Here is a 24,507-nt window from a genome sequence, read left to right as displayed (position 1 = left end):
CCCCCGCGCCTAGAAATTCGTGGAGAATTAACATGTCTTACAGCACCAAAGTTCTGGATCACTACGAAAACCCGCGCAACGTCGGCTCGTTCGACAAGTCGGACGAATCGGTGGGCACCGGCATGGTCGGCGCACCCGCCTGTGGCGACGTGATGAAGCTGCAGATCAAGGTGAATGAAGCCGGCGTGATCGAAGACGCGCGCTTCAAGACCTACGGCTGCGGTTCGGCCATCGCCTCCAGCTCGCTCGTGACCGAATGGGTCAAGGGCAAGACCCTGGACGAAGCGATGAACATCCGCAACACGCAGATCGCCGAAGAACTGGCCCTGCCGCCCGTGAAGGTCCACTGTTCCATCCTGGCCGAAGACGCGATCAAGGCCGCGGTGCAGAACTACAAAGAAAAGCACACGGCCCCGGCCGAAGCTGTGGCGGGCTGAACATGTCCGTTACCCTGACCCAACAGGCTGCCACCCATATCGGCCGCTACTTGCAGAAGCGCGGAAAGGGTATCGGCTTGCGGCTCGGCGTTAGGACCACGGGCTGCTCCGGCATGGCCTACAAGCTCGAATACGTGGACGACGTGGCGCCGGAAGACGTGGTGTTCGAAAGCTTCGGCGTGAAGGTCTTCATCGACCCGAAAAGCCTGTCCTACCTGGACGGCACCGAACTCGATTACGCCCGCGAAGGCCTGAACGAGGGCTTCAAGTTCCGCAACCCCAACGAGAAGGCGACCTGCGGCTGCGGCGAGTCGTTCACGGTGTAGGTCTTGGCTGTAGACGATCACTTCAGCCTGTTCGGCTTGCCGGCGCGCTTCGACCTGGACGCCCAGGCGCTTGAGTCCGCGTGGCGCGCTGTCGCTGCGCAGGTGCACCCCGACCGCTATGCCACTGCCAGCCCCGCGGAACGCCGCGTAGCCATGCAATGGGCGGCGCGCGCCAACGAGGCCTACCGCCTGTTGCGCGATCCCTTGCTGCGGGCGCGCTACCTGTGCGAGCAGGCGGGCGTGGACCTGCAGACCGAGAGCAACACGGCCATGGACCCCGAGTTCCTGATGCAGCAGATGACCTGGCGCGAGATGCTGGACGACGCGCGCGACGATGCCGACGGCCTGGCGGCCTTGCAAGCGGAGTTGCAGCAGGCGCGCGCCACCATGCGCGCCACGTTGACCCGCTTGCTGGACCAGGACCGCGACTACGCGGCGGCCGGGCTCAAGGTGCGGGAATGGATGTTCGTGGAGAAGCTGGCGGAAGAACTGGCGCACGCCCAGCCCGCCGCATAGCCCAGGGCGCGCCGGAGCGTCCGCGAGGCGGGCGCCGGCATCGCGCCGCCTACTGACCATAAAAGCAGAATCATGGCCTTATTGCAGATATCCGAGCCTGGCGAATCGCCCGCGCCGCACCAGCGCAAGCTGGCGGTCGGGATTGATCTGGGCACTACCAATTCCCTGGTCGCGGCCGTGCGCAGCAGCGTCGCTGAAGTGCTGACGGATGCGCAGGGCCACGCCTTGCTGCCTTCCGCCGTGCGTTATTTCGCGGGCGGCAAGGTCACCACGGGCCGCGAGCCGCTGGCGCAGCAGGCCGAGGATCCGTTGAACACCGTTGTTTCGGTCAAGCGGTTCATGGGCCGTTCGCTGGAAGAGGCGCGCGCCAGCCGCGCGCCCTACGAATTCGTGGACGCGCCCGGCATGGTGCGCATCCGCACCGTCCAGGGCGACCTGAGCCCGGTCGAAGTATCGGCGCAGATCCTTGCCGTCCTGCGCCAGCGCGCCGAAGACGTGTTGGGCGACGATCTGGTCGGCGCCGTCATCACGGTGCCCGCTTATTTCGATGACGCGCAACGCCAGGCCACGCGCGACGCCGCCCGTCTGGCCGGTCTGAACGTACTGCGCCTGCTGAATGAACCCACGGCGGCGGCCATCGCCTACGGCCTGGATAATGCCGCCGAAGGCGTGTATGCCGTGTACGACCTGGGCGGCGGCACATTCGATATTTCCATCCTGCGCCTGACCCAGGGCGTGTTCGAAGTCATTGCCACGGGCGGCGATACCGCGCTGGGCGGCGACGACTTCGATGCCTTGATCGTCGATCATGTGGTGGCGGGGCTTGCTCCCGGCGAGTTTGCGCCGGCGGATCGCCGCCGCCTGCTGATGTCGGCGCGCGCCGCGCGCGAAGCCTTGTCGGATGCGGATGCCGCCAGCCTGAAGCTGGCATTGTCCGACGGCAGGACCGTGGACACGAGCCTGACGCGGGCGGCATTCGAAGAATTGGCCCAGCCTCTCATCGTCCGTACGCTGGACTGCGCGCGCCGCGCCTTGCGCGACGCTGCGCTGACGCCGGCCGACGTGCGCGGTGTGGTGATGGTCGGCGGCGCCACGCGCATGCCGGTCGTGCGCGCGGCCGTGGGCAAGCTGTTCGGCTCGCAGCCTTTGACGGATCTGGATCCCGATCAGGTGGTGGCGCTGGGCGCTGCCTTGCAGGCCAATCTGCTGGCGGGCAATCGCGCGCCCGGCGAGGATTGGCTGCTGCTGGACGTGATTCCGCTGTCGCTGGGCCTCGAAACCATGGGCGGGTTGGTGGAGCGCATCATCCCGCGCAACAGCACCATCCCCGTGGCGCGCGCGCAGGAGTTCACGACCTTCAAGGATGGCCAGACGGCCATGAGCATCCACGTGGTGCAGGGCGAACGCGACCTGGTCGCCGATTCGCGCTCGCTGGCCCGTTTCGAACTGCGCGGCATTCCGCCCATGGTGGCAGGCGCCGCGCGCATCCGCGTGACCTTCCAGGTGGATGCGGACGGCTTGCTGAGCGTGACGGCGCGCGAGCAGAGCAAAGGCGTCGAGGCCATGGTGTCCGTCAAGCCGTCCTACGGCCTCACGGATGACGAGATCGCGCAGATGCTGGCCGACAGCGTGGCGCAAGCCGATACCGATGCCCGCGCCCGCATGCTGCGCGAGCAACAAGTGGACGCGCGCCAACTGGTCGAGTCGGTGCAGGCCGCGCTGGCCGCCGACGGCGACCTGCTGGATGCCGAGGAACGCAAGCGCGTGGACGAATGCCTGCAGGCCGCCATGGCAGCCCAGGACGCCCAGGACGTGGACACGGTGAAGGACGCAGTCCAGGCCTTGTCGGCCGCGACCGATGATTTCGCTGCGCGCCGGATGGATCGCAGCATCCGCGCCGCGCTGGCGGGCCGCAAACTTGATGAGATTGCCTGATAACACGCTATGCCGAAACTGACTGTATTGCCTCATCCCGACTACTGCCCGGAAGGCGCCGTAATCGAAGACGCGCCCAAGGGCGTGTCGATCTGCCGCGTGCTGCTGGACAACCATATCGACATCGAACACGCCTGCGAACTGTCGTGCGCGTGTACCACCTGTCACGTGGTGGTCAAGCAGGGCTATTCTTCACTGGAAGACGCGACCGATGATGAAGAGGATCTGCTGGACAAGGCCTGGGGCCTGACCCCGACCTCGCGCCTGTCGTGCCAGGCGCTGGTGACGGACGCCGACCTGACGGTCGAGATTCCCAAGTACACCATCAACCACGCCAAAGAGGGCCATTGATGAAGTGGACCGACACCTACGAAATCGCCGAGGCGCTGCTCGACGCGCATCCTGACGAAGATCCCAAGACGCTGCGTTTCGTGCAACTGCGCGAGTGGGTCCTGGCCTTGCCCGGCTTCAACGATGATCCCGCCCATTGCGGCGAGAAGATCCTGGAGGCCATACAGATGGCCTGGATCGACGAAGCAGATTGATGGTTTAGTCACAAACGCTCCCTGCGGGGAGCGTTTCTGGTTTTGGGCGGGAAACAGGCTTGAGCGAGCCCAGGCCGTGGCCGCCACGGTATCATCAAGGGTCTCCTTGTCGTCCCTACCTGCCTGAGTCTACCGATGCCCGCTGCCCAATTGCGCTTTGGCCTGGCCGCCAACCGGCTGCACCACGAAACTCCCGATGCCGCGCTGTTCACCTGGCTGCGCGCGTGTTCGTCCACGATACGCGAGCTGGGTGTGCAGTTGCATACCGTCGGCCGCACCCATGACGCGATCGTGCGCGAGGGCATGCTGCAGGGCTACGGCGGGCTGATCCGCTATCCCTACGGCCGCGAGGGCGGGCTGATGAAGCTGGTGGCCCGGGTGACCGAAGGCCGTGACGGACAGGCGCCGTTCGACGGCGCAATCTACCTGATCGATCCCGTCGACCCGTCTTCGATTTTCCCGGAGGCGCTGGCGCTCAAGCGCCAGTGCATCACGCACGGCCGTCCGTTCATTTCGACGCTGGCCGGCGCCATCGAATGGATGGAAGTCGAACGCATCCATGCCGGGCTGGCGCCTGATGTCTCGGCCTCGCGTCACTTCAACTTCGCTGGCCAGACCGTCGCGCTGATCGCCCACGATGCGCTCAAGGATGAGATGGTGGCCTTCGCCAGCGAGCATTTCGACGTGTTGTCGCAATTCGCGCGGCGAGTGGCGACCGGCACCACCGGCGGCCGCCTGAACGACCTGGCCTGGTCGCGCGGCTGGCCCAAGGACACGCCCTGGGTGCACCGCTACCTGAGCGGACCGCTGGGCGGCGACGCGCAGATCGCGGAGCTGGTGCTGGAGCACCAATGCCAGCGCGTGATCTTCTTCGAAGACCCGCACGTGGCCCGCCAGCACGAGGCCGACATCCAGCTGCTGGAACGCGCCGTGCGCGTGGTGACGGAGTCGGCCACCTGCGCCACCTCGCCGACGGTGGCGCGGCGTTGGGCGCAGGCGGTCGAAAAGCGCGTTATCTGACTTTCATTTTCCCTTGAACTGCGGCGTCCGCTTCTCGCGGAACGCCCGCACGCCCTCGGCGAAGTCCTGGCGCGCTGCCGTGTCCAGGAACCGTGCCGTTTCCTCGGCCAGCTGGGTTTCCAGCGTGGCGTGTTCGGCCGAACGCAACAGGTCCTTGGCGCCGGCGATGCCGTGCGGCGCGTGGCGGGCGATGTCCTGCGCATAGGCTTGCGCCGCTTGCGCAAGTTCGCCGGATGCGGCGGTGCGTGTGACGATGCCCCAGGTCAGCGCGTCGCTGGCAGAGAAGGCGTCGTGGCGCAGCAGCAGGTCCAGCGCGCGCCGGGCGCCCAGCACCCGCGTGAGGCCGTGCGTCATGCCGGCGTCCGGCGTGGCCCCCAGCTTGAGATAGGCCGTCATGAAGCGGGCCTCGGCATCGGCGATGGCCAGGTCGCAGGCCAGCACCAGCGACAGGCCCGCGCCCGCGGCGATGCCGTGCACCTGGGCGATCCAGACCTTGTCCATGCGGGTGATGCGCGCGATGAAATCGTTCAGCGGCGTGAACAGGTCCAGCAGCGTGGCGCGCACCTGGGCCGGGTCGCCCATGAACATGCTGATGTCGCCGCCGGCGCAGAAGGCCTTGCCGGTGGCGCGCAGCAGGACCGCGCGGATTTCGTCGCGCGTTTCCAGCCATTGCGCGGCGCCTTGCAGATCCTGCGCTAGCGCCACGTCGATGGCATTCAGGGCATCGGGGCGGTTCAGCGTCACGGTCGCGATTGCGCCGTCGGTTTCCAGAAACAGCGTCTGGAAGACGGGAAGTCCTTGGGTCATGGCGAGTCTCCGTTATCGGGTAAGTACCAACTGTCGATCCAAAAACCGCGATGCTATGGTCTGAACCGAGCGCTTGCTTGGTTTTCTTTTAAGCACGCTTAGCGTAACGCATAGAACGATTTTCCGGCGCTGTACTGGCGTAGGTAAAGACAGGTTCGTTGCATCTCCTGCCTCGCGGGTTCGCCAGACCGACGTCGATAAAAACTTCGCATGTAAAAGCGAGGAGACAAATGGTGGATCAGTCCGACAGCACTGCCTTGCTGGAGGTGGATGGGGTCACGCTGGCGTTCGGCGGGGTCAAGGCGCTTACCGGCGTGGGCTTTCGCGTGGCGCCTGGGTCCATCACCACGGTCATCGGCCCCAATGGCGCGGGCAAGACCTCGCTGTTCAATACCATTTCCGGTTTCTACCGTCCGGCGTCCGGGCAGATCCGCTTTCAGGGTCGCGACATCACGCGCATGGCCGCGCCGGAACGCGCGCGGTTGGGTCTGGCGCGCAGCTTCCAGAACATTGCGCTGTTCCGCGGCATGACCGTGCTGGACAACATCAAGCTGGGCCGCCACGCCCACCTGCGCACCAATGTGCTGGACGCCCTGTTCTATCTGGGGCGGGCGCGCCGCGAAGAGATGGCGCTGCGCGCCGACATCGAAGAACGCATCATCGATTTCCTGGAGATCGACCACATCCGCCACGCGCCGGTGGCCGCGCTGTCCTATGGCCTGCAAAAACGCGTGGAGCTGGCGCGGGCGCTGGCCATGAATCCCAAGGTGCTGATGCTGGACGAACCGGTGGCGGGCATGAACCGCGAAGAGACCGACGACATGGCGCGCTTCATCCTGGATGCGCGCTCCGAATGGGGCGTGACGGTGTTGATGGTGGAGCACGACATGGGCATGGTCATGGACCTGTCGGACCATGTGGTGGTGCTGAACTTCGGCCAGGTGATTGCCGACGGCACGCCCGCCCAGGTGCAGGCGGATCCGCAGGTCATCCAGGCCTATCTGGGCGCGGGCGACGTCGGCGACCTGCGCCGCCGCCTGCGGGAGGCAGCCTGATGGACATGCTGTTCTTCCTGGAGGTCACTCTGGCCGGGTTGGGCAGCGGCGGGCTTTATGCGCTGGCGGCGCTGGCCTTCGTCATTGTCTACAAGGCGACCCGGGTGGTGAACATCGCCATCGGCGAATTCCTGATGCTGGGCGCCTACGTGTTCTACGCCTTCGCCACCGGCATGGAGTGGCCGATCTGGCTGGCCATCGTGGGCGCGGTAGTGGTGTCGGGTGCGCTGGGCGCCGTGGTCGAGCGCCTGACCATCCGCCCCATGCTGGGCGAGGCGCCGATCTCGGTGTTCATGATCACCGTGGGCCTGGCCTCCATCCTGGTGGGCGCGGTGGAACTGATCTGGACGGCCGACCAGCGCCGCCTGCCGGAATTCATGCCGCGGTCGCCGGTGATGATAGGCGAGGCATTCGTGGCGCCCAAGGTGTTCTACGGCTTCTGGGTGGCGGTGGTGCTGGCGCTGCTGGTGCTGGTGGTGTTCCGCTACTGGCGCGGCGGGGTGGCGCTGCGCGCCACGGCCTCGGACCAGGGCGCGGCGTATGCCATGGGCATCAACGTGCCGCGCGTGTTCTCGCTGGCCTGGGTGGCGGCGGGGGCGCTGGCCGCGGTGTCGGGCGTGATCGTCGGCGCGATTGGCGGTATTTCTTCGTCGATGGGCGTGTTCGGCCTGTCGGTGCTGGTGGTGGTGATCGTGGGCGGGCTGGACAGCGTGGCCGGCGCCCTGGTGGGCGGCGTGTTCATCGGCCTGTTGGAAGCCTGGGCCGGCGCCTACATGGGCGGCGAATACAAATTGCTGGCCACCTTCATCGTGCTGGTGGTGGTGCTGATGGTCAGGCCGTACGGCCTGTTCGGCACCCGTGAAATCGAGAGGCTCTGACCGATGCGCATCGCGACTGCCAAGCAGACTTATCTTGCGGACGAAGCGCTGTTCGATACCCGTACGCAGAAGGCGTGGCTGGTCTTGCTGGCCGCGTCCCTGGTCATGTTCCCCTTCGTGGCCGACGCCTACTGGCTGTACCTGGCCTGCCTGGTGGCCATCAATGTCGCCAGCGCCACGGGGCTGAACATCCTCACGGGTTATACCGGTCTGGTCAGCCTGGGGCAGGCGGCCTTCATGGGCCTGGGGGCGTACACGGTCGCGGTGCTGGAGCAGCGGCTGGGCACGCCGGTGTTGCTCAACCTGGTGGCCGGCGGGCTGGTGGCGATGCTGGGCGGCCTGCTGGTCGGCATTCCGTCCCTGCGGGTGAAGGGACTGTACCTGGCCATCGCCACGATCGCCGCCTCGTTCATCGCGCATTTCATCTTTGCCAACTGGCAGTTCACGGGAGGCACGACGGGAATGCAGGTACCGCCAGCACGGGTGCTGGGTGTGGACCTGGATACCTCGTTCAAGATCTACTGGCTGATCGTGCCGGTGACGGCGCTGATGGTGCTGGGCGCGGCCAACCTGTTCCGCACGCGCATCGGACGCGCCTTCATTGCCATACGCGACCGCGATATTTCGGCCGAGGTACTGGGTATACGGCTGCTGCGCTACAAGCTGCTGTCGTTCGGCCTGTCCTCGTTCTATGCGGGCGTGGCGGGCGGCATGTGGGCCTACTTCTTCCGGGTCGTCACCCCCGAGAGCTTCCCCCTGATCATGTCGATCTTCTTCCTGGCCGCCATCATCGTGGGCGGCATGGGCACGATCCTGGGCTCCATCCTGGGCGCCATCTTCATGACCATGGTGCCGGAACTGCTCAAGCTGATCGTCGGTTGGCTGCCGGTGGGCGGCGACGCGCTGCGCCTGATTTCCCCGGTGCGCACCATTGTTTTCGGCCTGCTGATCGTGGGCTTTCTGATCTTCGAGCCGCATGGGCTCGCGGAAATCTGGCGGCGCGTGCGCCGTTACTTCCACCTTTGGCCCTTCCGCACCTAGCCCATGCGAGGCGAGCGCGGCGGCCATCCATAAGACCCTCAGGAGACTAACCATGAAGCGCATCCGGATCGGCAGCGGTTTATCGAGGTTGTTGGCCCCCCTGGGCCTGGCGGCGGCCCTGTCAGCGGCGCCGGTCGCGCAGGCGGCCGAGGACCTGGTGCTGGGCGGGTCCATTCCGCTGAGCGGGGTGTTCGCCTTCGCGGGGCAGGGCATCCATGCCGGCATTACCGACTATGTGAAGATCGTCAACGACCAGGGCGGCGTGAAGGGGCGCAAGCTGCGCTACGTGCCGGAAGACACGGCCTACAAGGTGGATGCGTCGGTGGCGGCGTTCAAGAAGATCACCAGCCAGAACAAGGTGAACTTCTACTACGGTGACTCCACCGGCTTCTCCAAGACCATCAATGCCGAGTTGAACCGCACGGGCGATATCCTGATGACCGGCGCGTCGTTTGCCACGGAACTGAACGATCCGGCCAAGTATCCCGCCCAGTTCATGCTGGGCCCTGATTACACGGAAATGTTCGGCATCCTGCTGCGCTACATCGCCAAGGAGCAGCCCGGCGCCAAGGTGGCGTTCGTCTATTCGGACACGGAGTTCGGCCGCGATCCCATCGCCAGCTCGCGCGCGGTGGCGGAAAAGCTGGGCCTGAAGGTTGCGACCGAAATCATGACGCCGCCGGGCAGCGTGGACGTGTCGACCGAGGTCATCAAGCTGCGCCGCGCCGATCCGGACTACACCATCTTCCATGGCTACGTGCTGGCGCCGATTCCCGAGTTCGTGGGGCAGGGCAAGCGCATGGGCCTGAAGACGCGCTACATGGGTACGTTCTGGACCATGGACAACTCCACCGTGATGCAGATGGGCGAGGACGCCGAAGGCTTCATGGGAGTGATGCCGTACCGCTACTACTACGACACCGCGGCCGATGCGCCGATGCTGAAGAAGATCCGCGAGATGCGTCCGCAGTACCAGAGCACGGGCTATATGCAGGGCTTCCTGGCCGCCATGCTGTTCACCGAGGTCGCCAAGCGCACGCTGGACGCTGGCAAGGAGCTGACCAGCGCCAACATGAAGGCGGCGCTTGACGGGATCAAGGACTTCGATACGGGCGGCCTGATCGGCGTGCCGATTTCGATCAAGGGTAATTCGATCCCGGTGGGCCGGATCTATCGCGCCGATGTGAAGCAGAAGCAGATGGTACCGGCCTCCGACTGGATCGTGCTGAAGTGAGGCGGCTGTGAACCCTGGACATGACGCGCAGGCAGCGCCGCCGGCCCCGGCGGTGCTCGATATCAACAATATCGAAGTCGTCTACAACAAGGCGGTGCAGGTGCTGCGCGGCTTGTCCTTGTCGGTGCCGGCCGGCAGCATCGTGGCGCTTCTGGGCAGCAACGGCGCCGGCAAATCCACCACGCTGAAGGCCGTTTCCGGCCTGCTGGACCTGGAGGACGGCGCGCTGGTGCGCGGGCAGATCGTCTTCAACGGCGGCGATACCGCGGGCGCCAGACCGCAGAACCTGGTGCGCGCGGGGCTGGCGCATGTGATGGAAGGACGCCGGGTGTTCGAGGACCTGACTGTCGAAGAGAACCTGGTGGCCGCGACCTATGCCTTGACGGGCAGACCGGGGGCGAAGGTCGACTTCGATCTGGTCTATGGCTACTTTCCGCGCCTGTTCGAGCGCCGCCGCGGCCTGGCGGGCTATCTGTCGGGCGGCGAGCAGCAGATGCTGGCCATCGGCCGCGCGCTGATCGCGCAGCCCAGTCTGATGCTGCTGGACGAACCTTCGCTGGGCCTGTCGCCGATGCTGGTGGAGAACATCTTCTCCATCATTGCGCGCATCAATCATGAGCAGGGGGTGTCGATGCTGCTGGTGGAGCAGAACGCCTCGGTGGCGCTGGCGGTGGCCCATTACGGCTACATCATGGAAACCGGCAAGGTGGTGATAGACGGCAGCGCCGAAAAGCTGGCGGCGGACCCGGACGTGCGCGAGTTCTATCTGGGCGTGGGCGGCACGGGCGAGGCCCGCGGCTTTCGCGACATCAAGCACTACAAGCGCCGCAAGCGCTGGCTGTCATGACGGACAAGCACATGGATATCTCCGGCGCATCCGCGCAGGCGTGGCCGGCCCTGACGCTGCCGCAGATGCTGCGCGAGCAGGCGCGCCGCCAGCCGATGGCCATCGCCATCCGGCAGAAGGACTTCGGCATCTGGAAGCCCATGACCTGGGCGGAATATTGGAGCCGGGCCTGCCACGTGGGGCTGGGCCTGCGCGCCCTGGGTCTGAGCGCGGGCGGACGGGTCGCCATCGTCTCCGAGAACCGCGTGGAATGGTTGCTGACCCAGATGGGCGCAGGTGCGGTCGGCGCCGTGGCGGTGGGCGTGTACTCCACCAGCCCGGCCGAGGAAATGGGCTACGTGCTGGAACACGCGGACGTGGAACTGGTGGTGTGCGAGGACCAGGAGCAGACCGACAAGGTGCTGCAGGTGGCCGACAGGCTGCCGCTATTGCGCCGCATCGTCATGATGGAGACCAAGGGCCTGCGCTCCTATGCGCCGGCCGAGCGCGAGCGCATCGTGACCTACGCCGAGATCGAGGCCGAGGGCGCGCGGCGCGAGGCGGCGGAACTTGCCGCATTGAACGCGGCGTTGGACGGCCAGCGGCTGGACGACACCGGGCTTATGATCTACACCTCCGGCTCCACCGGCAAGCCCAAGGGCGCGATGCTCAGCTACGGCAATATGCGCGGCGTGGCGCCGGGCATTGCCGACCGCGTGGCGATGGACGGCAACAGCGTGCACTTGTCCTACCTGCCGCTGTGCCACGTGGCCGAGCAGATGCTCTCCACCTTTGTGCCCCTTTACCTGGGCGCGCAGGTGAACTTCGGCGAGTCGATACGCACGGTGCAGGAAGACCTGCGCGAAGTCGCGCCGACGATATTCCTGGGCGTGCCGCGCATCTGGGAAAAACTGCACGCCGCCATTTCGATCAAGATGCAGGAAGCGGGGCGCTTGCAGCAATGGCTGTACCGGCGCGCGCTGGCAGCTTGCACGCCGTTCCTGGAGAAGTCGCCTGCGCAATACTCGCTGCGCGAGCGCTGGACCCGCTGGCTCTGGTACTGGCTGGTGTTGCGCGCCTTGCAGAACTTCATCGGGCTGCGGCGGGTGCGCGTGGCGATGACGGGGGCCGCGCCGATCTCGCCCGACGTGGTGCGCTACTTCCGCACGCTGGGCGTGCCGCTGATCGAGGTCTACGGGCTGACCGAGTCGGCGGGCATGATCTTCGGCCAGCATCCGGACCGCGTGAAGGTGGGCACCGTGGGCGAACCCATCCTGGGGGTGGAATGGCGCATGGGCGATGCCGGCGAGCTGCTGGTGCGCGGCGACATGGTGTTCCAGGGCTACTACAAGAACCCGGAAGCCACTGCCAGTACGGTGCGCGACGGCTGGCTGTACACGGGCGATGTGGTGGCTGAAGAGGCGGGCCGCGTGCGCATCGTGGATCGCTTGAAGGACATCATGATCACGGCGGGCGGCAAGAACCTGACGCCTTCCGAGATCGAGAACGCGGTCAAGGGCAGCCCCTACGTCAAGGAATGCATCGTGATCGCGGATGGCCGGAAGTACGTGTCGGCGCTGATCCAGCTGGAGTTCGATACGGTGGGCAAGTGGGCCGAGTCGCGCCGCATCGCCTTCACGCATTTCCGGTCGTTGGCCGAATGCGCGCAGGTGCGCGAGCTGGTGCAGCAGGAGGTCGCGCGCGCCAACGCGGGCCTCGCGCCCGTGGCGCAGATCAAGCGCTTCCATCTGCTGACCAAGGAGCTGGACCATGACGACGGCGAAGTGACCGCGACCATGAAGGTCAGGCGCGCCAGCATCTACCGCAGCTATGCGGATGAAATCGAAGCGCTCTACGTTGAGGAGACGACGGCATGAATGAAGCCGTGATCGTGGAGGCCGTGCGCACGCCCTTCGGGCGGCGCGGCGGATGGTGGGCCGATACGCGGCCGGACACGCTGCTGGCCGGGACCGTGCAGGGCCTGCTGGCGCGAGCCGGACTGCCGGGCGCCCAGGTCGAGGACTTGATCGCGGGCTGCGTCAGCCAGGCGGGCGAGCAGGGTGCCAACATCGGCAGGCTGGCCGCCATGTTGGCGGGCCTGCCCGAGAGCGTGCCAGGCGTGGCCTTGAACCGCATGTGCGGGTCCAGCCAGCAGGCGGTGCATTTCGGCGCGCAGGCCATTGCCGCCGGCGATATGCGCTACGTGGTGGCGGGCGGCGTTGAGAGCATGAGCCGGGTGCCGATGTTCCTGGACGTGACGCTGGGGCAGGGCGAGTTCCGCGGCTTTGAAGGCTTGAACCCCGCCTTGCTGGAACGCTATCCATTGATCCATCAGATCGAGAGCGCGGAGCGGATTGCGGAGCGCTGGCAGCTGTCCCAAGCCGAGATGGACGAATGGGTCAGGGAGAGCCATGCGCGCGCCTGGAGCGCCGCGCAGGCCGGCCGCCACGCCGAGTTGCTGCCGGGGCCGCGCGCAGATGCCGGGCGCGACGAAGGCATACGCGAGAAGACGGACCCGGCCCGCATGGCGGCCATGGCGCCCGCCTTGCGGCCGCCGGGCCAGGGCGGCGTCACCGCCGCCAACGCCAGTCAATTGGCGGACGGCGCCTCAGCGGTGCTGCTGGCGGACCGCGACGCGGCCTTGGCCGACGGCCTGCGGCCGCGCGCGCGCTTCCTGGCGCGGGTGGCGGTGGGATCGGACCCGGTGCTGCAATTGACGGGCGTGATCCCGGCGGCCCGGCAGGCGCTGGCGCGCGCCGGCCTGAGCCTGGAAGACATAGACTGGATCGAGATCAACGAGGCCTTCGCCAGCGTTGTGCTGGCCTGGCAGCGCGAACTGGGCGCCAAGCTGTCGCGCGTCAATCCTTGGGGCGGCGCGATCGCTCACGGCCATCCGCTAGGGGCCACCGGCGCCGGGCTGATGGCCAAGATGCTGACGGGACTGGAAGCCACCGAAGGCGAGCTGGGCATGCAGCTGATGTGCATCGGCCACGGCATGGCCACGGCCACCATCATTCAAAGGCTGTGACCGGACCATGGAGAAAATCCGGGAGGTCGCGCAAGGGCGGGACGAGGGATCGGAGTCCGAACGCCGGCGCGAGCTGGTCCTGACGGCCGGGCAGCTGTTCTGCAAGCACGGCTATGAACGCACCACCGTGCGCGAGTTGGCGCGGGCGGTGGGCCTGCAGTCCGGCAGCCTGTTCCATCATTTCCGCAGCAAGGAGGAGATCCTGGTGGCGGTGATGAACAACGGCATCCAGGAAGTGATAGACGACGGCGAGCGGGCCCTGGCGCGTTACCAGGCGCCGGCGGACCGGCTGGCCGCGCTGTTCCGGGTGCACATGTGGAGCATGCTGCATGGCGCGGGCGGCGACGCCATGAATGCGCTGGTCTACGAATGGCGCAGCCTTTCGCCGCCCAGCCGCGCGGCGGTGAAATCGCTGAGCGACCGCTACGAGGCGATGTGGCAGGACGCGGTGGCGGCCGCTGTCGGCGTGGGACTGCTGCAGGGCGATGCGCGCGTCATCAAGCGCTGCGTGCTGGGCGCCATGAACCTGACGGTGCAGTGGTACAAGCCGGACGGTCGCTTGCGGCCTGCCGAGTTCATCGATGCGATGCTGCAGGCATCGCTGCCCTCGCTGCCGGCGGGAGCCGGCAAATGGCCGGAATAGGCGGGCCGCCAGGGCGGGAGTTCAGCCCCGGCGCTTGAAGAATGCGCCCACGGCGCAGACGACGGCCAGCGCCAGCAGGGTGCCCGCCACGGGCAGCAGGAAATCCACCTGGCCGTGATAGCCGCCGCCGGTGACGCCGCCCGCCACGCCGCCTGCCCACAGCAGGAAGGTCGTCAGGGAAGCCGCCACCGAGAGCGCCGCGGCGATGCACAGCGCGATGAATACCGGCCGGCGCGGCCGCGCCGACGGATAGGGGGAGTAGGGCTGGCCGCCGCGGGGTTGTTTGATCCAATAGACCAGCCCCGCCACGACCAGCAGCAGCATCAGGATCTTGAAGATCATGATGCCAGCCGCCGTTTAGTCTTCACGGCGCAGGTGCGGGAACAGGATGACGTCGCGGATGCTGGGGCTGTCGGTCAACAGCATGACCAGGCGGTCGATGCCGATGCCGCAGCCGCCCGTGGGAGGCATGCCGTATTCCAGGGCGCGGATGTAGTCCGCGTCGTAGAACATGGCTTCCTCGTCGCCGGCGTCCTTGGCTTCGACCTGCGAGCGGAAGCGCTCGGCCTGGTCTTCGGGATCGTTCAGTTCCGAGAAGCCGTTGGCGATTTCGCGGCCGGTCATGAAGAGCTCGAAGCGCTCGGTGATGCCCTCGCGGGTATCGGAGGCGCGCGCCAGCGGCGAGACTTCCACCGGGTAGTCGATGATGTAGGTCGGGTTCCAGAGCTTGGCTTCGGCGGTCTCTTCGAACAGGGCCAGTTGCAGTGCGCCCAGTCCGGCGCGCGACAGCACCGGGCCGTCGGCGTCGGCGCCCAGTTTCTTGAGTTCGGCGCGCACGAAGGCCGCATCGTCCAGTTGCGCCTGGGTGTAGCCGGGGGCGTACTTGAGGATGGCTTCGCAGATGGTCAGGCGGTCGAACGGCTTGGACAGGTCCAGTTCGCGTTCGCCGTAGGTCAGCACCGCGCTGCCGGTGGCCGAGATGGCGGCTTGGCGGATCAGTTCTTCCGTGAAGTCCATGAGCCAGCGGTATTCCGCAAAGGCCGCATAGAACTCCATCATGGTGAATTCAGGATTGTGGCGCGGGCTCACGCCCTCGTTGCGGAAGTTGCGGTTGACTTCGAAGACGCGCTCGAAGCCGCCGACGATCAGGCGCTTGAGGTAGAGCTCGGGCGCGATGCGCAGGTACATTTCCATGTCCAGCGCATTGTGGTGCGTGACGAAGGGCTTGGCCGCCGCGCCGCCCGGGATCGGGTGCAGCATGGGGGTTTCCACTTCGAGAAAGCCCGCGTTCAGCATGAACTGGCGGATGCTGCCCACGGCCTTGCTGCGCGCCTCGAAGGTGCGGCGCGTGGCGTCCGTCATGATGAGGTCGACGTAGCGCTGGCGGTAGCGCAGTTCCTGGTCGGCCACGCCGTGGAACTTGTCGGGCAGCGGGCGCAGCGACTTGGACAGCAGGCGCGCGCTGGCGGCGTGCACCGACAGTTCGCCCTTGTTGGTCTTGAAGACCGACCCTTCGATCGCGATGATGTCGCCGATGTCCCATTGCTTGAACGCGGCGTAGCTGTCTTCGCCGAGCGTGCCGCGGTCCAGGTAGATCTGGATGCGGCCGGTGCTGTCCTGCAGCGTGGCGAAGCTGGCCTTGCCCATGACGCGCTTGAGCATCATGCGGCCGGCGACCTTGACGGTGACGGGGTTGGCGGCAAGCGCTTCCTGCTCCTGGCCGTCGTACTTTTCATGCAGGGCGGCGGCGCGGGCGTCGGGAACGAAGTCGTTGGGGTACGCGACCCCGGTCTCGCGCAGTTTGGCCAGCTTGGCGCGCCGTTCGGCGATCAAGCGGTTTTCGTCCTGGGCGGGCGCCGGAGTGGTCGAGTGGTCGGTCATGGTCGGGGAATCAGTCGTAATTGCGGATGTCGTCGATCTCGGTCGTGCCGAAATCGTCGCGGTCCAGGTAGGCGAGGATGCGGGAGGCCACGTTGGCGGGCGAGGATAGCTTGCCGGTCGCGTGGAACTCCTGGAACTTGGCCAGCGCCGGGAAACTTTCCGGATCGCTGGAACGGATGGCGACCTGCATGTCGGTGTCGACGATGCCGGGGGCCAGCGCGACGATGCGCGCGCCGTCGGCGCCTTGCTCCGCCTTGACCACGCGCGAGTACATGTCGAGCGCGGCCTTGGTGGCGCAGTAGACGCCCCAGCCGGCGTTCGGGTTGCGGCCCGCGCCGGAGGAGATGTTGAGTACGCGGCGGTCGGCCTTGAGGTCCTCGACCGCGGCCAGGAAGCGCGCCGTGAGCAACATCACGGCGCTGACGTTCAGGTTGAAGGCGGCGGCGATGGCCGCGCCGTCGACCAGCGCGTCGGTGCCGGCGACGGGGTGCACGGTGCCGGCGTTGTTGATCAGCAGATAGCGGCGGGCGTCGCGCGGCAGCGACGCGCAGATGCGCTGCGCGACAGCCTCGGCCGCATTCAGGTCCGAGAGGTCCACGGACAGCTGTTCCAGCTGCGCGTCCTGCGAGCGGGCATAGGCAGCCAGCTCGGGATCTTCCCGGCGCGCCAGGGTGATCAGGCGGGTACCCGGTTTGGCCAGGCCGCGCGCCATGGCGGCGCCGATGCCGCGCGATGCGCCGGTGAGAATTACGATGGTGTCGGACATTCGTGAACCTCTGGATGCGTTGAGGGGGAGTATCGCGAAACTCAGATGCCTTGCTTCAGGCTGGCCTGGATGAAGGGATCCAGGTCGCCGTCCAGCACCTTCTGGGTGTTGGAAATTTCGACGTTGGTGCGCAGGTCCTTGATGCGGCTCTGGTCCAGCACGTAGGAGCGGATCTGGTGGCCCCAGCCCACGTCGGTCTTGGAGTCTTCCAGCTTCTGCTGCTCGGCCATGCGGTTGCGCATTTCCAGTTCGTAGAGCTTGGACTTCAGCATCTGCATGGCTTCGGCGCGGTTGCGGTGCTGCGAACGGTCGTTCTGGCACTGCACCACGATGCCCGTGGGGATGTGGGTCAGGCGCACCGCCGAATCGGTCTTGTTGATGTGCTGGCCGCCCGCGCCGGAAGCGCGGTAGGTGTCCACGCGCAGGTCGGCGGGGTTCACTTCGACTTCGAAGGACTCGTCGACTTCGGGATAGACGAAGACGCTGGCGAACGAGGTGTGGCGGCCGCCGGAGGAATCGAACGGGCTCTTGCGGACCAGGCGGTGCACGCCGGTTTCGGTGCGCAGATAGCCGAAGGCGTACTCGCCTTCGATCTTGATGGTGGCGGACTTCAGGCCCGCGACGTCGCCGTCGGATTCTTCCAGCACTTCGGCCTTGAAGCCCTTGCGCTCGGCGTACTTCAGGTACTGGCGCAGCAGCATCGAGGCCCAGTCCTGCGCTTCCGTGCCGCCGGCGCCGGCCTGGATGTCCAGGAAGCAGTTCAGCGGATCGGCCGGATTGGAGAACATGCGGCGGAATTCCAGCGCTTCCAGCTTTTCCTGGAAGGCGTCGGCATCCTGCTCGATGGACTCGAGGGTGGCGTCGTCGTCGTCGGAGGCGGCCAGTTCGAACAGCTCGTTCGAGTCGGCCAGGCCCGTGCCCAGGGCGGTGAGCGTTTCCACCACGTCTTCCAGGGCTTTCTTTTCACGGCCCAGGTCCTGGGCGTGCTTGGGGTCGTTCCAGACCGCCGGATCTTCGAGTTCGGCGTTTACGACTTGCAGGCGTTCAGCTTTGGCATCGTAGTCAAAGATACCTCCGTAGAGCCTGTTCGCGCTCCGCGCAATCGGCGAGGCGGGCTGCGAGCTGGTTCTGACGTTCGGCTTCCATGATGATCCTGTCCTGATGACTTTTGTGCGAAACCAAACATTTTACCGTGCTTGGGCCAAGTGCGCGGCCGCAGCGGGCAAGAAGGGGGACGGATCTTATCGCGGAGGTTTCTGCCAGAAAATCCGAATTGTTCAGTTTTTTGTCAAGACGGGGGTTCTAGGCTGGGGGTAACGGCCTGGCCGCTCCTGATCGGGACGGGATGGGCCGCGACGGCGCCGGCGAGCAGCCGGCCTATCCCGACAGAGGAATGGAGACATAGATGGACAACGCGATGGCCCCCGGGGTTTCGCCGGCGATCCCGGCGACAGAGGAAGACCGGATCTACCGCAAGGTAGGCTGGCGGCTGGTGCCGCTATTGGTGGTGTGCTACGTCGTGGCCTACCTGGACCGCGTCAACGTGGGTTTCGCCAAGCTCCAGATGCTGCAGGAGCTCCAGTTCAGCGAAACCGTGTATGGCCTGGGCGCGGGCATTTTCTTCATCGGCTACTTCATCTTCGAGATTCCCAGCAATATCATCCTGCACAAGGTGGGGGCGCGGATCTGGATCGCCCGCATCATGATCACCTGGGGGATCATTTCCGCCTGCATGATGTTCGTGACCAGCGTGCACATGTTCTACATCCTGCGCTTCCTGCTGGGCGCGGCGGAAGCCGGGTTCTTTCCGGGCATCATCCTGTACCTGACCTACTGGTATCCGGCGGCCCGGCGCGGCCGCATCACGACCTTTTTCATGACCGCGGTGCCCATGTCCGGGCTGATCGGCGGCCCGATCTCCGGCTGGATCATGAGCACCTTCCACGGCGACCACGGGCTGTCGGGCTGGCAGTGGCTGTTCCTGCTGGAGGGGATTCCGTCGGTGCTGATCGGCGTGCTGGTGCTGATCTATCTGGACGACCGCATCAACAAGGCCAAGTGGCTGACCGCCAATGAAAAGGCCGTGCTGATCCGCAATATCGCGGCCGAGGAGCAGCAGAAGGAAGATCCGCCGATTCGCGCCGCGCTGGCCAAGCCGCGCGTGTGGGCGATGGCGCTGATCTACTTTTCGTTCGTGATGGGGCTGTACGGCGTGGGCTTCTGGATGCCGACCCTGATCAAGAGCACGGGCGTGCAAAGTCCGCTGGCCATCGGCCTGTTGACCGCGATTCCGAACCTGTTTGCCGTGATCGGCATGATCCTGATCTCGCGCAACTCTGACCGCCTGCGGGAGCGCCGCTGGCATGTGGCCTTGCCCGCGCTGTTCGGCGCGCTGGGCCTGCTGTTCTCGGCGATCTGGAGCGGCAACACCGTACTGGCGATCCTGGCGCTGACGGTGGCCAATATCGGCATCTGCACGGTACTGCCGTTGTTCTGGAGCCTGCCCACGGCCTTGCTGGGCGGCACGGCGGCGGCGGCCGGCATCGCGCTCATCAATTCGGTGGGCAACCTGGCTGGCTTCGTCAGTCCGTATCTGGTGGGCTGGCTCAAGGACATGACCGGGACCACCAATACCGGCCTCTATATGCTGTCGGGCTGCCTGGTGGTGGGCGCGCTGGTGGCCTTGGCGCAGCCCGCGAAGCTGGTGAACAAGTAGGCCGGATGCCGTGCGAGCGGCCCGGGACGGGTACCCGGGTCCGCATCGCGCGCGGCGCATCACGCCTTATCGAGGCTCCCGCCCATGGCGGGCCTCAGCCCGCGTGCTCGATGACCAGCTGCACCGACACCATCCCGTTCCACACGTTCTGCTCCAGCCGGTAAGCCGCCTGGATGTGTTCGGGCAGCGACTGGTCGTGGCCGAACCAGATGGCGTCGAAGCGCTGGTGACCGCGTTCCAGCGACAGTTTCAAGTGCTTTTCCCCGACCAGGCGCTGGTTGCGTACCACGAACTCGTCCAGGAACAGCGGGGCGGCGAAGCCGGCGCCCCAGACTTGCTGCTGCAGCATGCCGGCGACGTCGGCATTGGCATAGCCTGATTCCAGCGAGCCGTCGGTCTCGATCACCGGCTCGAAGGTATCGCGGCCCGTCAGCTCGCGCACGGCGGCGTCGAAGGCGGGGGCGAAGGCGGCGAAGTCGTCGCGCCCCAGGGTCAGGCCGGCCGCCATGGCGTGGCCGCCGAACTTGCGGATCAGGTTGGGATGGCGCTTGGAAACCAGGTCCAGCGCGTCGCGCAGGTGCACGTCGGGGATGGAGCGGCCGGAGCCGCGGATTTCATCGTCGCCCGCGGGCGCGAAAGCCAGGGTGGGGCGCCAGAATTTTTCCTTCAGGCGCGAGGCCACCAGGCCGACCACGCCCTGGTGCCAGCCCGGGTCGAACACGCAGACCGTGGCGCCAGCGGCCGCGTTCGGTTCTTCCATGGCGGCCAGCGCCTGTTCGCGCATTTCGGCTTCGATCGTGCGGCGTTCGCGGTTGATGTTGTCGAGCTCGCGCGCCAGTTCCAGCGCTTGTGCCTCGTCGTCGGTGGTCAGGCAGGCGATTCCCAGGCTCATGTCGGCCAGGCGGCCGGCGGCGTTGATGCGGGGGCCGAGCGCAAAACCCAGGTCGAAGCCGTTGGCCGCGCGCGGCTCGCGCCCGGCCACGGCGAACAGGGCGCGCAGCCCGGGCTGCAGGCGGCCGGCGCGCATGCGTTGCAGGCCCTGCGTGACCAGCAGGCGGTTGTTGGCGTCCAGTTTGACCACGTCGGCCACCGTGCCCAGCGCCACCAGGTCGGACAGCGCGTCCAGGCGCGGGCCGCCATCGGCCGCGTAGACGCCGCGGCGGCGCAGTTCGGCGCGCAGCGCCAGCATCATGTAGAAAATGACGCCCACGCCCGCCAGGTTCTTGGACGGAAAGCCGCAGCCGGGCTGATTCGGGTTCACGATGGCCAGGGCCGCGGGCAGCGTGTCGCCCGGCAGGTGGTGGTCGGTGATGACCACGCCGATGCCGGCGTCGTTGGCCGCGGCCACGCCGTCCACGCTGGCAATGCCGTTGTCGACCGTGATGATGATGTCGGGCTTGCCGGCGCGATGCCGGACCGCCAGGTCGACCACGGCGGGCGACAGGCCGTAACCGGTTTCAAAGCGGTTGGGCACCAGGAAGTCCACGTCGGCGCCCATGGCGGACAGGGCGCGCAGGCCGACCGCGCAGGCGGTGGCGCCGTCGCAGTCGTAGTCGGCCACGATCAGCAGCTTCTTGCCGGCCTGGATGGCGTCGGCCAGCACGCCCGCGGCATGGGCCGAATGCGTCAGGCCCGTAGGCGGCAGCAGCGACTTCCAGGCGAGCTGGGTTTGATCAGGATGGGTCACGCCGCGGGCGGCCCACAGGCGGGCAAGCAGCGGATGGATGCCCGAGGCTTCCAGGATGTGGCAGGCCTGCAGGTCGGGCGTGCGGACGGTTAAGCGGGGTGAGACCACCAGGCGCTCCAGTTTTTCTTGGGCGCGGGCAGCAAGCCGAGCAGGCCCCCGCGCGGTTTCAGGGTAAGGGCGACCTTGCGGTCGTCGCCCAGCAGCAGCAGTTCGGCGGGCGCGGCCGGCAGGCCATGCTTGCCGGCCAGCGGGCGCAGATGCTGCGCGTCTAGCGCTGCCAGGGCGTCCAGCCAGGCGGCCCAGTCGCCGGCCCGCTGGGGGGCGTCCAGATCGGCGTACACCTGCGCCGGGACCGGTTTGGACTGCGTCCAGGGCGTGCCGCCGCCATACAACCATAGCGCGTTGACTGGCGGCAAGCCGCGCGCCGCGCGGGCGTCGTTGACCGGGTGTTCATGCCAGGCCATCTGTATTTCATTGAGCAGCCGGCGCCAGGGGCGCGCTTCCGCGTCCTGGCGCCACCAATCGTTCAAGCGCTGTCCAGCCACGGCCAGCGGGCTGGCGGTCTGCGGGCGCAGGCCCTCCGGCAGGCGCAGGCGCCAGCGTTCGGGCGAGAGTTCTTCGACCGCGAAGCCGGTGTCCTCGAACAGGGGGCGGGCGGTGTCGAGCAGGGCGGCCGTTTCCTCGGCGCGCAGGTCCATCAGGCCGGGATCCAGCAAGGTGGCCTGGTCGGTGCCCAGCGCCAGATGGACCAGTTCGGCCAGCCAGACGGGGCCGCTGCCTTCGGCTTGCGCCCCGGCCAGCAGCGGGCCAAGTCCGGCGCCGGGCGGCAGGCCGGCCTCGGGGACGTAGCCCGCACGGTCCAGCAGCCAGGATTCGTAGGGGGTGCAGCCCTGCGCACGCCGGTCATGGGCCTGGGGCCGGGCGCTGCCGGCGAGCAGCCAGCCATGCAGCGTGGGCGCGCGTTCAGGCAACAGCTTGGCCAGTTCGGCGGCGACGGGGAGGGCGGGCAGGGCGCCCGGAATGACGATCAGCATGGGCGCGATTGTAGTCCCCGCAGGCGCCGGGAACTAAGCGGCGCCGCGGACTGCCATAGCTTGAAACGCCTGGATTCCGAACCGCACATCCGCGGGCCGGAATCCAGGCGGTTAATGCCATAATGCGCACGTGCTGAAAATACCCTACGAACTATGGATAGGCGCCCGCTATGCCGGGTTGGCCAGAATCCGCCAGCGACGCGGCCGCCGCGATCGCTTCATCTCCTTCATCGCCGCCAGTTCGATGGCGGGCATCGCGCTGGGTGTCGCCGCGCTGATCGTGGTGCTGTCCGTGATGAACGGCTTCCAGAAGGAAGTGCGCGACCGCATGCTGTCGGTGCTGCCGCACATCGAACTCTACATCCCCGGCGCGGCGCCGGAGCGGGTGCTGGAGAGATGGCAGGAATTCGCGTCCGCCGCCGAGAAGAACCCCGAGGTCAAGGCCGGCGCCCCGTTCGTGGCGGCGCAGGGCATGCTGGTGCGCGGGCAGGCCTTGCGCGGCGTGCAGGTACGCGGCATCGATCCGCAGACCGAAGGCAATGTCTCGGACCTGCCGCGCCAGATGGTGTCGGGCAAGCTCACCGATCTGAAACCCGGCAGCTTCGGCGTGGTGCTGGGCAATGAACTGGCCGACGGCATGGGCGTGAAGCTGGGCGACACGCTCTTGATGATGGCGCCGCAAGGTTCGATCAGCCCGGCGGGTTTCACGCCGCGCATGCGCCAGTTCACCGTGGTGGGCGTGTTCTCGTCCGGCCACTACGAATACGATTCCTCGCTGGCCTTCGTCGACGACGAGGACGCTGCCCGCGTGTTCCGCGACAGCGGCACCGCCGGCGTGCGCCTGCGCGTCGCCGACATGCAGCGCGCGCCGGAAGTGGCGGCCGAGCTGCAGAAGGTGCTGCCGCCCTACATGATGGCGAGCGACTGGTCGCGCAATAACCGCACCTGGTTCGCGGCCGTGAAGACCGAAAAGCGCATGATGTTCCTGATCCTGGCGCTGATCGTGGCCGTGGCGGCGTTCAACCTGCTGTCGTCCCTGGTCATGGCCGTGAAGGACAAGCAGTCCGACATCGCCATCCTGCGCACGCTGGGCGCCGGCCCGCGCGAGATCGCCCGCATCTTCCTGGTGCAGGGGGCGCTGATCGGCGTGATCGGCACGCTGCTGGGCGTGGCGGGTGGCATCCTGATCGCCTACAACGTGGACGTGATCGTGCCGTTCATCGAGGGCTTGCTGGGCGTGCATTTCCTGCCGCGCGAAATCTATTTCATCAGCGCCTTGCCTTCGGATCCGCAGATGGGCGACATCGTCACCATCGGCGTGACCTCCCTGGTGCTGTCGCTGCTGGCGACCCTGTATCCCAGCTGGCGCGCCTCGCGCCTGCAACCCGCACAGGTGCTGCGCCATGACTGACATGCTGACTCACGCGCTGCAGGCCGACAATATCGTCAAGGTCTACGACGAAGGTCCCGCGCGCATCGAAGTGCTGAGCAACGTCAGCCTGACGGTGGCGCGCGGCGAAATGGTCGCCATCGTCGGCGCCTCGGGCTCGGGCAAGAGCACGCTGCTGCATATCCTGGGACTGCTGGACGTGCCTACCAGCGGCTCCGTCTCGGTGGATGGCCAGCTCGCCGTCGGCCTGTCCGAGGGCCGCAAGAGCGCGGTGCGCAACCGCAGCCTGGGTTTCGTCTACCAATTTCACCACCTGCTGCCGGAGTTCTCCGCGCTGGACAACGTGGCAATGCCGCTGATCGTGCGCCGCGAGAGCCGCGACAAGGCGCGGGCTGCCGCCCACGAAGTCCTGGGCATGGTGGGCCTGGCCGCCCGCGAAGGACATTTCCCGGGGCAGTTGTCCGGCGGCGAGCGGCAGCGCGTGGCGCTGGCGCGGGCCCTGGTCACGCGGCCCGTCTGCGTGCTGGCCGACGAGCCTACCGGCAACCTGGACCGCCACACCGCGCACAATATGTTTGAACTGTTGACGCGGGTGAACCAGGAATCCGGCACGGCGTTCGCCATCGTCACCCACGACCCCGAACTGGCCGCCCGCGCCGATCGCCAACTGCTCATGGAAAACGGCCGCCTGGTTTCGGGTTAAGGCGCGCCGGGCGATAATCCGGGCAAGGAGGTCGCGCCC

25 protein-coding genes are annotated in these 24,507 nt (G+C 66.9%); 18 read left to right on the top strand and 7 right to left on the bottom strand.

Annotation, left to right across the window (positions count from 1 at the left end; genetic code table 11):
* Positions 1-32: 32 nt before the first annotated feature.
* The 7 genes from iscU (at position 33) to IPU70_RS01450 (ending at position 4,779) form a co-directional block, all read left to right on the top strand.
* The gene (iscU, locus tag IPU70_RS01480; protein WP_013394596.1) at positions 33-437 is read left to right on the top strand and encodes a Fe-S cluster assembly scaffold IscU; all 405 of its coding nucleotides are present in this window, start codon (positions 33-35) and stop codon (positions 435-437) included.
* 2 nt (positions 438-439) lie between these two features.
* Positions 440-763 carry an iron-sulfur cluster assembly protein IscA gene (gene iscA, locus IPU70_RS01475; RefSeq protein ID WP_013394595.1) on the top strand — a complete coding sequence of 108 codons (324 nt, stop codon included), beginning with the start codon at positions 440-442 and terminating at the stop codon, positions 761-763.
* A gap of 3 nt (positions 764-766) precedes the next feature.
* A complete protein-coding gene (gene hscB / locus IPU70_RS01470) occupies positions 767-1,279 on the top strand; it encodes a Fe-S protein assembly co-chaperone HscB (protein ID WP_013394594.1) in 513 nt (170 codons plus the stop codon).
* 72 nt (positions 1,280-1,351) lie between these two features.
* Positions 1,352-3,214, top strand: a complete 1,863-nt coding sequence (gene hscA / locus IPU70_RS01465; RefSeq protein WP_207464380.1) for a Fe-S protein assembly chaperone HscA — start codon at positions 1,352-1,354, stop codon at positions 3,212-3,214.
* A 9-nt stretch (positions 3,215-3,223) separates the two neighbouring features.
* Complete coding sequence (fdx, locus tag IPU70_RS01460) at positions 3,224-3,565, top strand: ISC system 2Fe-2S type ferredoxin (protein ID WP_013394592.1); 342 nt, start codon at positions 3,224-3,226, stop codon at positions 3,563-3,565.
* A complete protein-coding gene (iscX, locus tag IPU70_RS01455) occupies positions 3,565-3,759 on the top strand; it encodes a Fe-S cluster assembly protein IscX (protein WP_207464379.1) in 195 nt (64 codons plus the stop codon). The genes fdx and iscX overlap by 1 nt, the downstream gene beginning before the upstream one ends.
* Positions 3,760-3,894: 135 nt before the next feature.
* Complete coding sequence (locus IPU70_RS01450) at positions 3,895-4,779, top strand: methylglyoxal synthase (protein WP_207464378.1); 885 nt, start codon at positions 3,895-3,897, stop codon at positions 4,777-4,779.
* A 3-nt stretch (positions 4,780-4,782) separates the two neighbouring features.
* On the opposite strand, the gene IPU70_RS01445 is transcribed toward IPU70_RS01450, so the two are convergent.
* A complete protein-coding gene (locus tag IPU70_RS01445) occupies positions 4,783-5,586 on the bottom strand; it encodes an enoyl-CoA hydratase/isomerase family protein (protein ID WP_207464377.1) in 804 nt (267 codons plus the stop codon).
* A 230-nt stretch (positions 5,587-5,816) separates the two neighbouring features.
* Here IPU70_RS01445 and IPU70_RS01440 point away from each other — a divergent pair, with 230 nt between their 5' ends.
* Genes IPU70_RS01440 through IPU70_RS01405 form a run of 8 tightly spaced genes read left to right on the top strand, consistent with a single transcriptional unit; the run spans position 5,817 to position 14,291 of the window.
* Positions 5,817-6,641, top strand: coding sequence for an ABC transporter ATP-binding protein (locus IPU70_RS01440; protein ID WP_207464376.1), 825 nt, complete (start codon positions 5,817-5,819; stop codon positions 6,639-6,641).
* Positions 6,641-7,519 (top strand): branched-chain amino acid ABC transporter permease, encoded by an 879-nt coding sequence (locus IPU70_RS01435; RefSeq protein WP_088141197.1) that lies wholly within the window; start codon positions 6,641-6,643, stop codon positions 7,517-7,519. Before IPU70_RS01440 ends, IPU70_RS01435 begins: the two co-directional genes overlap by 1 nt.
* A gap of 3 nt (positions 7,520-7,522) precedes the next feature.
* Entirely contained in the window at positions 7,523-8,560 is a 1,038-nt protein-coding gene (locus tag IPU70_RS01430; protein WP_013394582.1) for a branched-chain amino acid ABC transporter permease, read from the top strand.
* A gap of 52 nt (positions 8,561-8,612) precedes the next feature.
* Complete coding sequence (locus IPU70_RS01425; RefSeq protein ID WP_207464375.1) at positions 8,613-9,794, top strand: ABC transporter substrate-binding protein; 1,182 nt, start codon at positions 8,613-8,615, stop codon at positions 9,792-9,794.
* A 52-nt stretch (positions 9,795-9,846) separates the two neighbouring features.
* Positions 9,847-10,641 carry an ABC transporter ATP-binding protein gene (locus IPU70_RS01420; RefSeq protein WP_041655753.1) on the top strand — a complete coding sequence of 265 codons (795 nt, stop codon included), beginning with the start codon at positions 9,847-9,849 and terminating at the stop codon, positions 10,639-10,641.
* Entirely contained in the window at positions 10,638-12,497 is a 1,860-nt protein-coding gene (locus IPU70_RS01415; protein WP_207464374.1) for a long-chain fatty acid--CoA ligase, read from the top strand. The genes IPU70_RS01420 and IPU70_RS01415 overlap by 4 nt, the downstream gene beginning before the upstream one ends.
* Complete coding sequence (locus IPU70_RS01410) at positions 12,494-13,648, top strand: thiolase family protein (protein WP_207464373.1); 1,155 nt, start codon at positions 12,494-12,496, stop codon at positions 13,646-13,648. The genes IPU70_RS01415 and IPU70_RS01410 overlap by 4 nt, the downstream gene beginning before the upstream one ends.
* A 7-nt stretch (positions 13,649-13,655) precedes the next feature.
* Positions 13,656-14,291 (top strand): TetR/AcrR family transcriptional regulator, encoded by a 636-nt coding sequence (locus IPU70_RS01405; protein ID WP_242702249.1) that lies wholly within the window; start codon positions 13,656-13,658, stop codon positions 14,289-14,291.
* 21 nt (positions 14,292-14,312) lie between these two features.
* On the opposite strand, the gene IPU70_RS01400 is transcribed toward IPU70_RS01405, so the two are convergent.
* From IPU70_RS01400 to prfB, 4 genes are all read right to left on the bottom strand, one after another.
* On the bottom strand, positions 14,313-14,633 hold the full coding sequence (locus IPU70_RS01400; protein WP_207464371.1) for a DNA translocase FtsK 4TM domain-containing protein: 321 nt from the start codon (positions 14,631-14,633) through the stop codon (positions 14,313-14,315).
* Between the two features lie 15 nt (positions 14,634-14,648).
* Entirely contained in the window at positions 14,649-16,172 is a 1,524-nt protein-coding gene (gene lysS / locus IPU70_RS01395; RefSeq protein ID WP_207464369.1) for a lysine--tRNA ligase, read from the bottom strand.
* Positions 16,173-16,182: 10 nt separating this feature from the next.
* Positions 16,183-16,938 carry an SDR family oxidoreductase gene (locus IPU70_RS01390; protein WP_207464367.1) on the bottom strand — a complete coding sequence of 252 codons (756 nt, stop codon included), beginning with the start codon at positions 16,936-16,938 and terminating at the stop codon, positions 16,183-16,185.
* 41 nt (positions 16,939-16,979) lie between these two features.
* Positions 16,980-18,084 (bottom strand): peptide chain release factor 2 gene (gene prfB / locus IPU70_RS01385; protein ID WP_207464365.1). Its coding sequence is split into 2 segments (ribosomal slippage): positions 16,980-18,002 and positions 18,004-18,084, totalling 1,104 coding nucleotides; the frame shifts between segments, so codons are not numbered across the junction.
* A gap of 259 nt (positions 18,085-18,343) precedes the next feature.
* Here prfB and IPU70_RS01380 point away from each other — a divergent pair.
* Positions 18,344-19,654 carry an MFS transporter gene (locus tag IPU70_RS01380; protein WP_207464364.1) on the top strand — a complete coding sequence of 437 codons (1,311 nt, stop codon included), beginning with the start codon at positions 18,344-18,346 and terminating at the stop codon, positions 19,652-19,654.
* Positions 19,655-19,748: 94 nt separating this feature from the next.
* Here IPU70_RS01380 and recJ read toward each other — a convergent pair whose 3' ends face one another.
* Positions 19,749-21,449 (bottom strand): single-stranded-DNA-specific exonuclease RecJ, encoded by a 1,701-nt coding sequence (gene recJ, locus IPU70_RS01375; protein WP_207464363.1) that lies wholly within the window; start codon positions 21,447-21,449, stop codon positions 19,749-19,751.
* Complete coding sequence (locus IPU70_RS01370) at positions 21,431-22,375, bottom strand: hypothetical protein (protein WP_207464362.1); 945 nt, start codon at positions 22,373-22,375, stop codon at positions 21,431-21,433. The genes recJ and IPU70_RS01370 overlap by 19 nt, the downstream gene beginning before the upstream one ends.
* Positions 22,376-22,553: 178 nt before the next feature.
* On the opposite strand from IPU70_RS01370, the gene IPU70_RS01365 reads away from it, so the two are divergent.
* On the top strand, positions 22,554-23,786 hold the full coding sequence (locus tag IPU70_RS01365; RefSeq protein WP_237710035.1) for a lipoprotein-releasing ABC transporter permease subunit: 1,233 nt from the start codon (positions 22,554-22,556) through the stop codon (positions 23,784-23,786).
* A complete protein-coding gene (locus IPU70_RS01360) occupies positions 23,779-24,468 on the top strand; it encodes an ABC transporter ATP-binding protein (protein WP_207464361.1) in 690 nt (229 codons plus the stop codon). The genes IPU70_RS01365 and IPU70_RS01360 overlap by 8 nt, the downstream gene beginning before the upstream one ends.
* Positions 24,469-24,507: the final 39 nt, after the last annotated feature.

Origin of the sequence: Achromobacter sp. SD115 (assembly GCF_017355315.1) — a bacterium.
Taxonomy (GTDB): domain Bacteria; phylum Pseudomonadota; class Gammaproteobacteria; order Burkholderiales; family Burkholderiaceae_B; genus Achromobacter; species Achromobacter xylosoxidans_B.
Note: the sequence above shows the minus strand (reverse complement) of the source record. Positions and strands in the feature narration are given on the sequence as shown.

Excerpts from the sequence above, each read along its gene's own strand:
- iscA (WP_013394595.1), top strand. The coding sequence starts at position 440 with ATGTCCGTTACCCTGACCCAACAGGCTGCCACCCATATCGGCCGCTAC.
- IPU70_RS01390 (WP_207464367.1), bottom strand. The coding sequence starts at position 16,938 with ATGTCCGACACCATCGTAATTCTCACCGGCGCATCGCGCGGCATCGGC.
- IPU70_RS01445 (WP_207464377.1), bottom strand. The coding sequence starts at position 5,586 with ATGACCCAAGGACTTCCCGTCTTCCAGACGCTGTTTCTGGAAACCGAC.
- IPU70_RS01450 (WP_207464378.1), top strand. The coding sequence starts at position 3,895 with ATGCCCGCTGCCCAATTGCGCTTTGGCCTGGCCGCCAACCGGCTGCAC.
- IPU70_RS01410 (WP_207464373.1), top strand. The coding sequence starts at position 12,494 with ATGAATGAAGCCGTGATCGTGGAGGCCGTGCGCACGCCCTTCGGGCGG.
- IPU70_RS01435 (WP_088141197.1), top strand. The coding sequence starts at position 6,641 with ATGGACATGCTGTTCTTCCTGGAGGTCACTCTGGCCGGGTTGGGCAGC.
- IPU70_RS01400 (WP_207464371.1), bottom strand. The coding sequence starts at position 14,633 with ATGATCTTCAAGATCCTGATGCTGCTGCTGGTCGTGGCGGGGCTGGTC.
- IPU70_RS01360 (WP_207464361.1), top strand. The coding sequence starts at position 23,779 with ATGACTGACATGCTGACTCACGCGCTGCAGGCCGACAATATCGTCAAG.
- fdx (WP_013394592.1), top strand. The coding sequence starts at position 3,224 with ATGCCGAAACTGACTGTATTGCCTCATCCCGACTACTGCCCGGAAGGC.
- IPU70_RS01425 (WP_207464375.1), top strand. The coding sequence starts at position 8,613 with ATGAAGCGCATCCGGATCGGCAGCGGTTTATCGAGGTTGTTGGCCCCC.
- IPU70_RS01370 (WP_207464362.1), bottom strand. The coding sequence starts at position 22,375 with ATGCTGATCGTCATTCCGGGCGCCCTGCCCGCCCTCCCCGTCGCCGCC.
- IPU70_RS01380 (WP_207464364.1), top strand. The coding sequence starts at position 18,344 with ATGGACAACGCGATGGCCCCCGGGGTTTCGCCGGCGATCCCGGCGACA.
- lysS (WP_207464369.1), bottom strand. The coding sequence starts at position 16,172 with ATGACCGACCACTCGACCACTCCGGCGCCCGCCCAGGACGAAAACCGC.
- IPU70_RS01430 (WP_013394582.1), top strand. The coding sequence starts at position 7,523 with ATGCGCATCGCGACTGCCAAGCAGACTTATCTTGCGGACGAAGCGCTG.
- hscA (WP_207464380.1), top strand. The coding sequence starts at position 1,352 with ATGGCCTTATTGCAGATATCCGAGCCTGGCGAATCGCCCGCGCCGCAC.
- IPU70_RS01440 (WP_207464376.1), top strand. The coding sequence starts at position 5,817 with ATGGTGGATCAGTCCGACAGCACTGCCTTGCTGGAGGTGGATGGGGTC.
- IPU70_RS01405 (WP_242702249.1), top strand. The coding sequence starts at position 13,656 with ATGGAGAAAATCCGGGAGGTCGCGCAAGGGCGGGACGAGGGATCGGAG.
- iscX (WP_207464379.1), top strand. The coding sequence starts at position 3,565 with ATGAAGTGGACCGACACCTACGAAATCGCCGAGGCGCTGCTCGACGCG.
- iscU (WP_013394596.1), top strand. The coding sequence starts at position 33 with ATGTCTTACAGCACCAAAGTTCTGGATCACTACGAAAACCCGCGCAAC.
- IPU70_RS01415 (WP_207464374.1), top strand. The coding sequence starts at position 10,638 with ATGACGGACAAGCACATGGATATCTCCGGCGCATCCGCGCAGGCGTGG.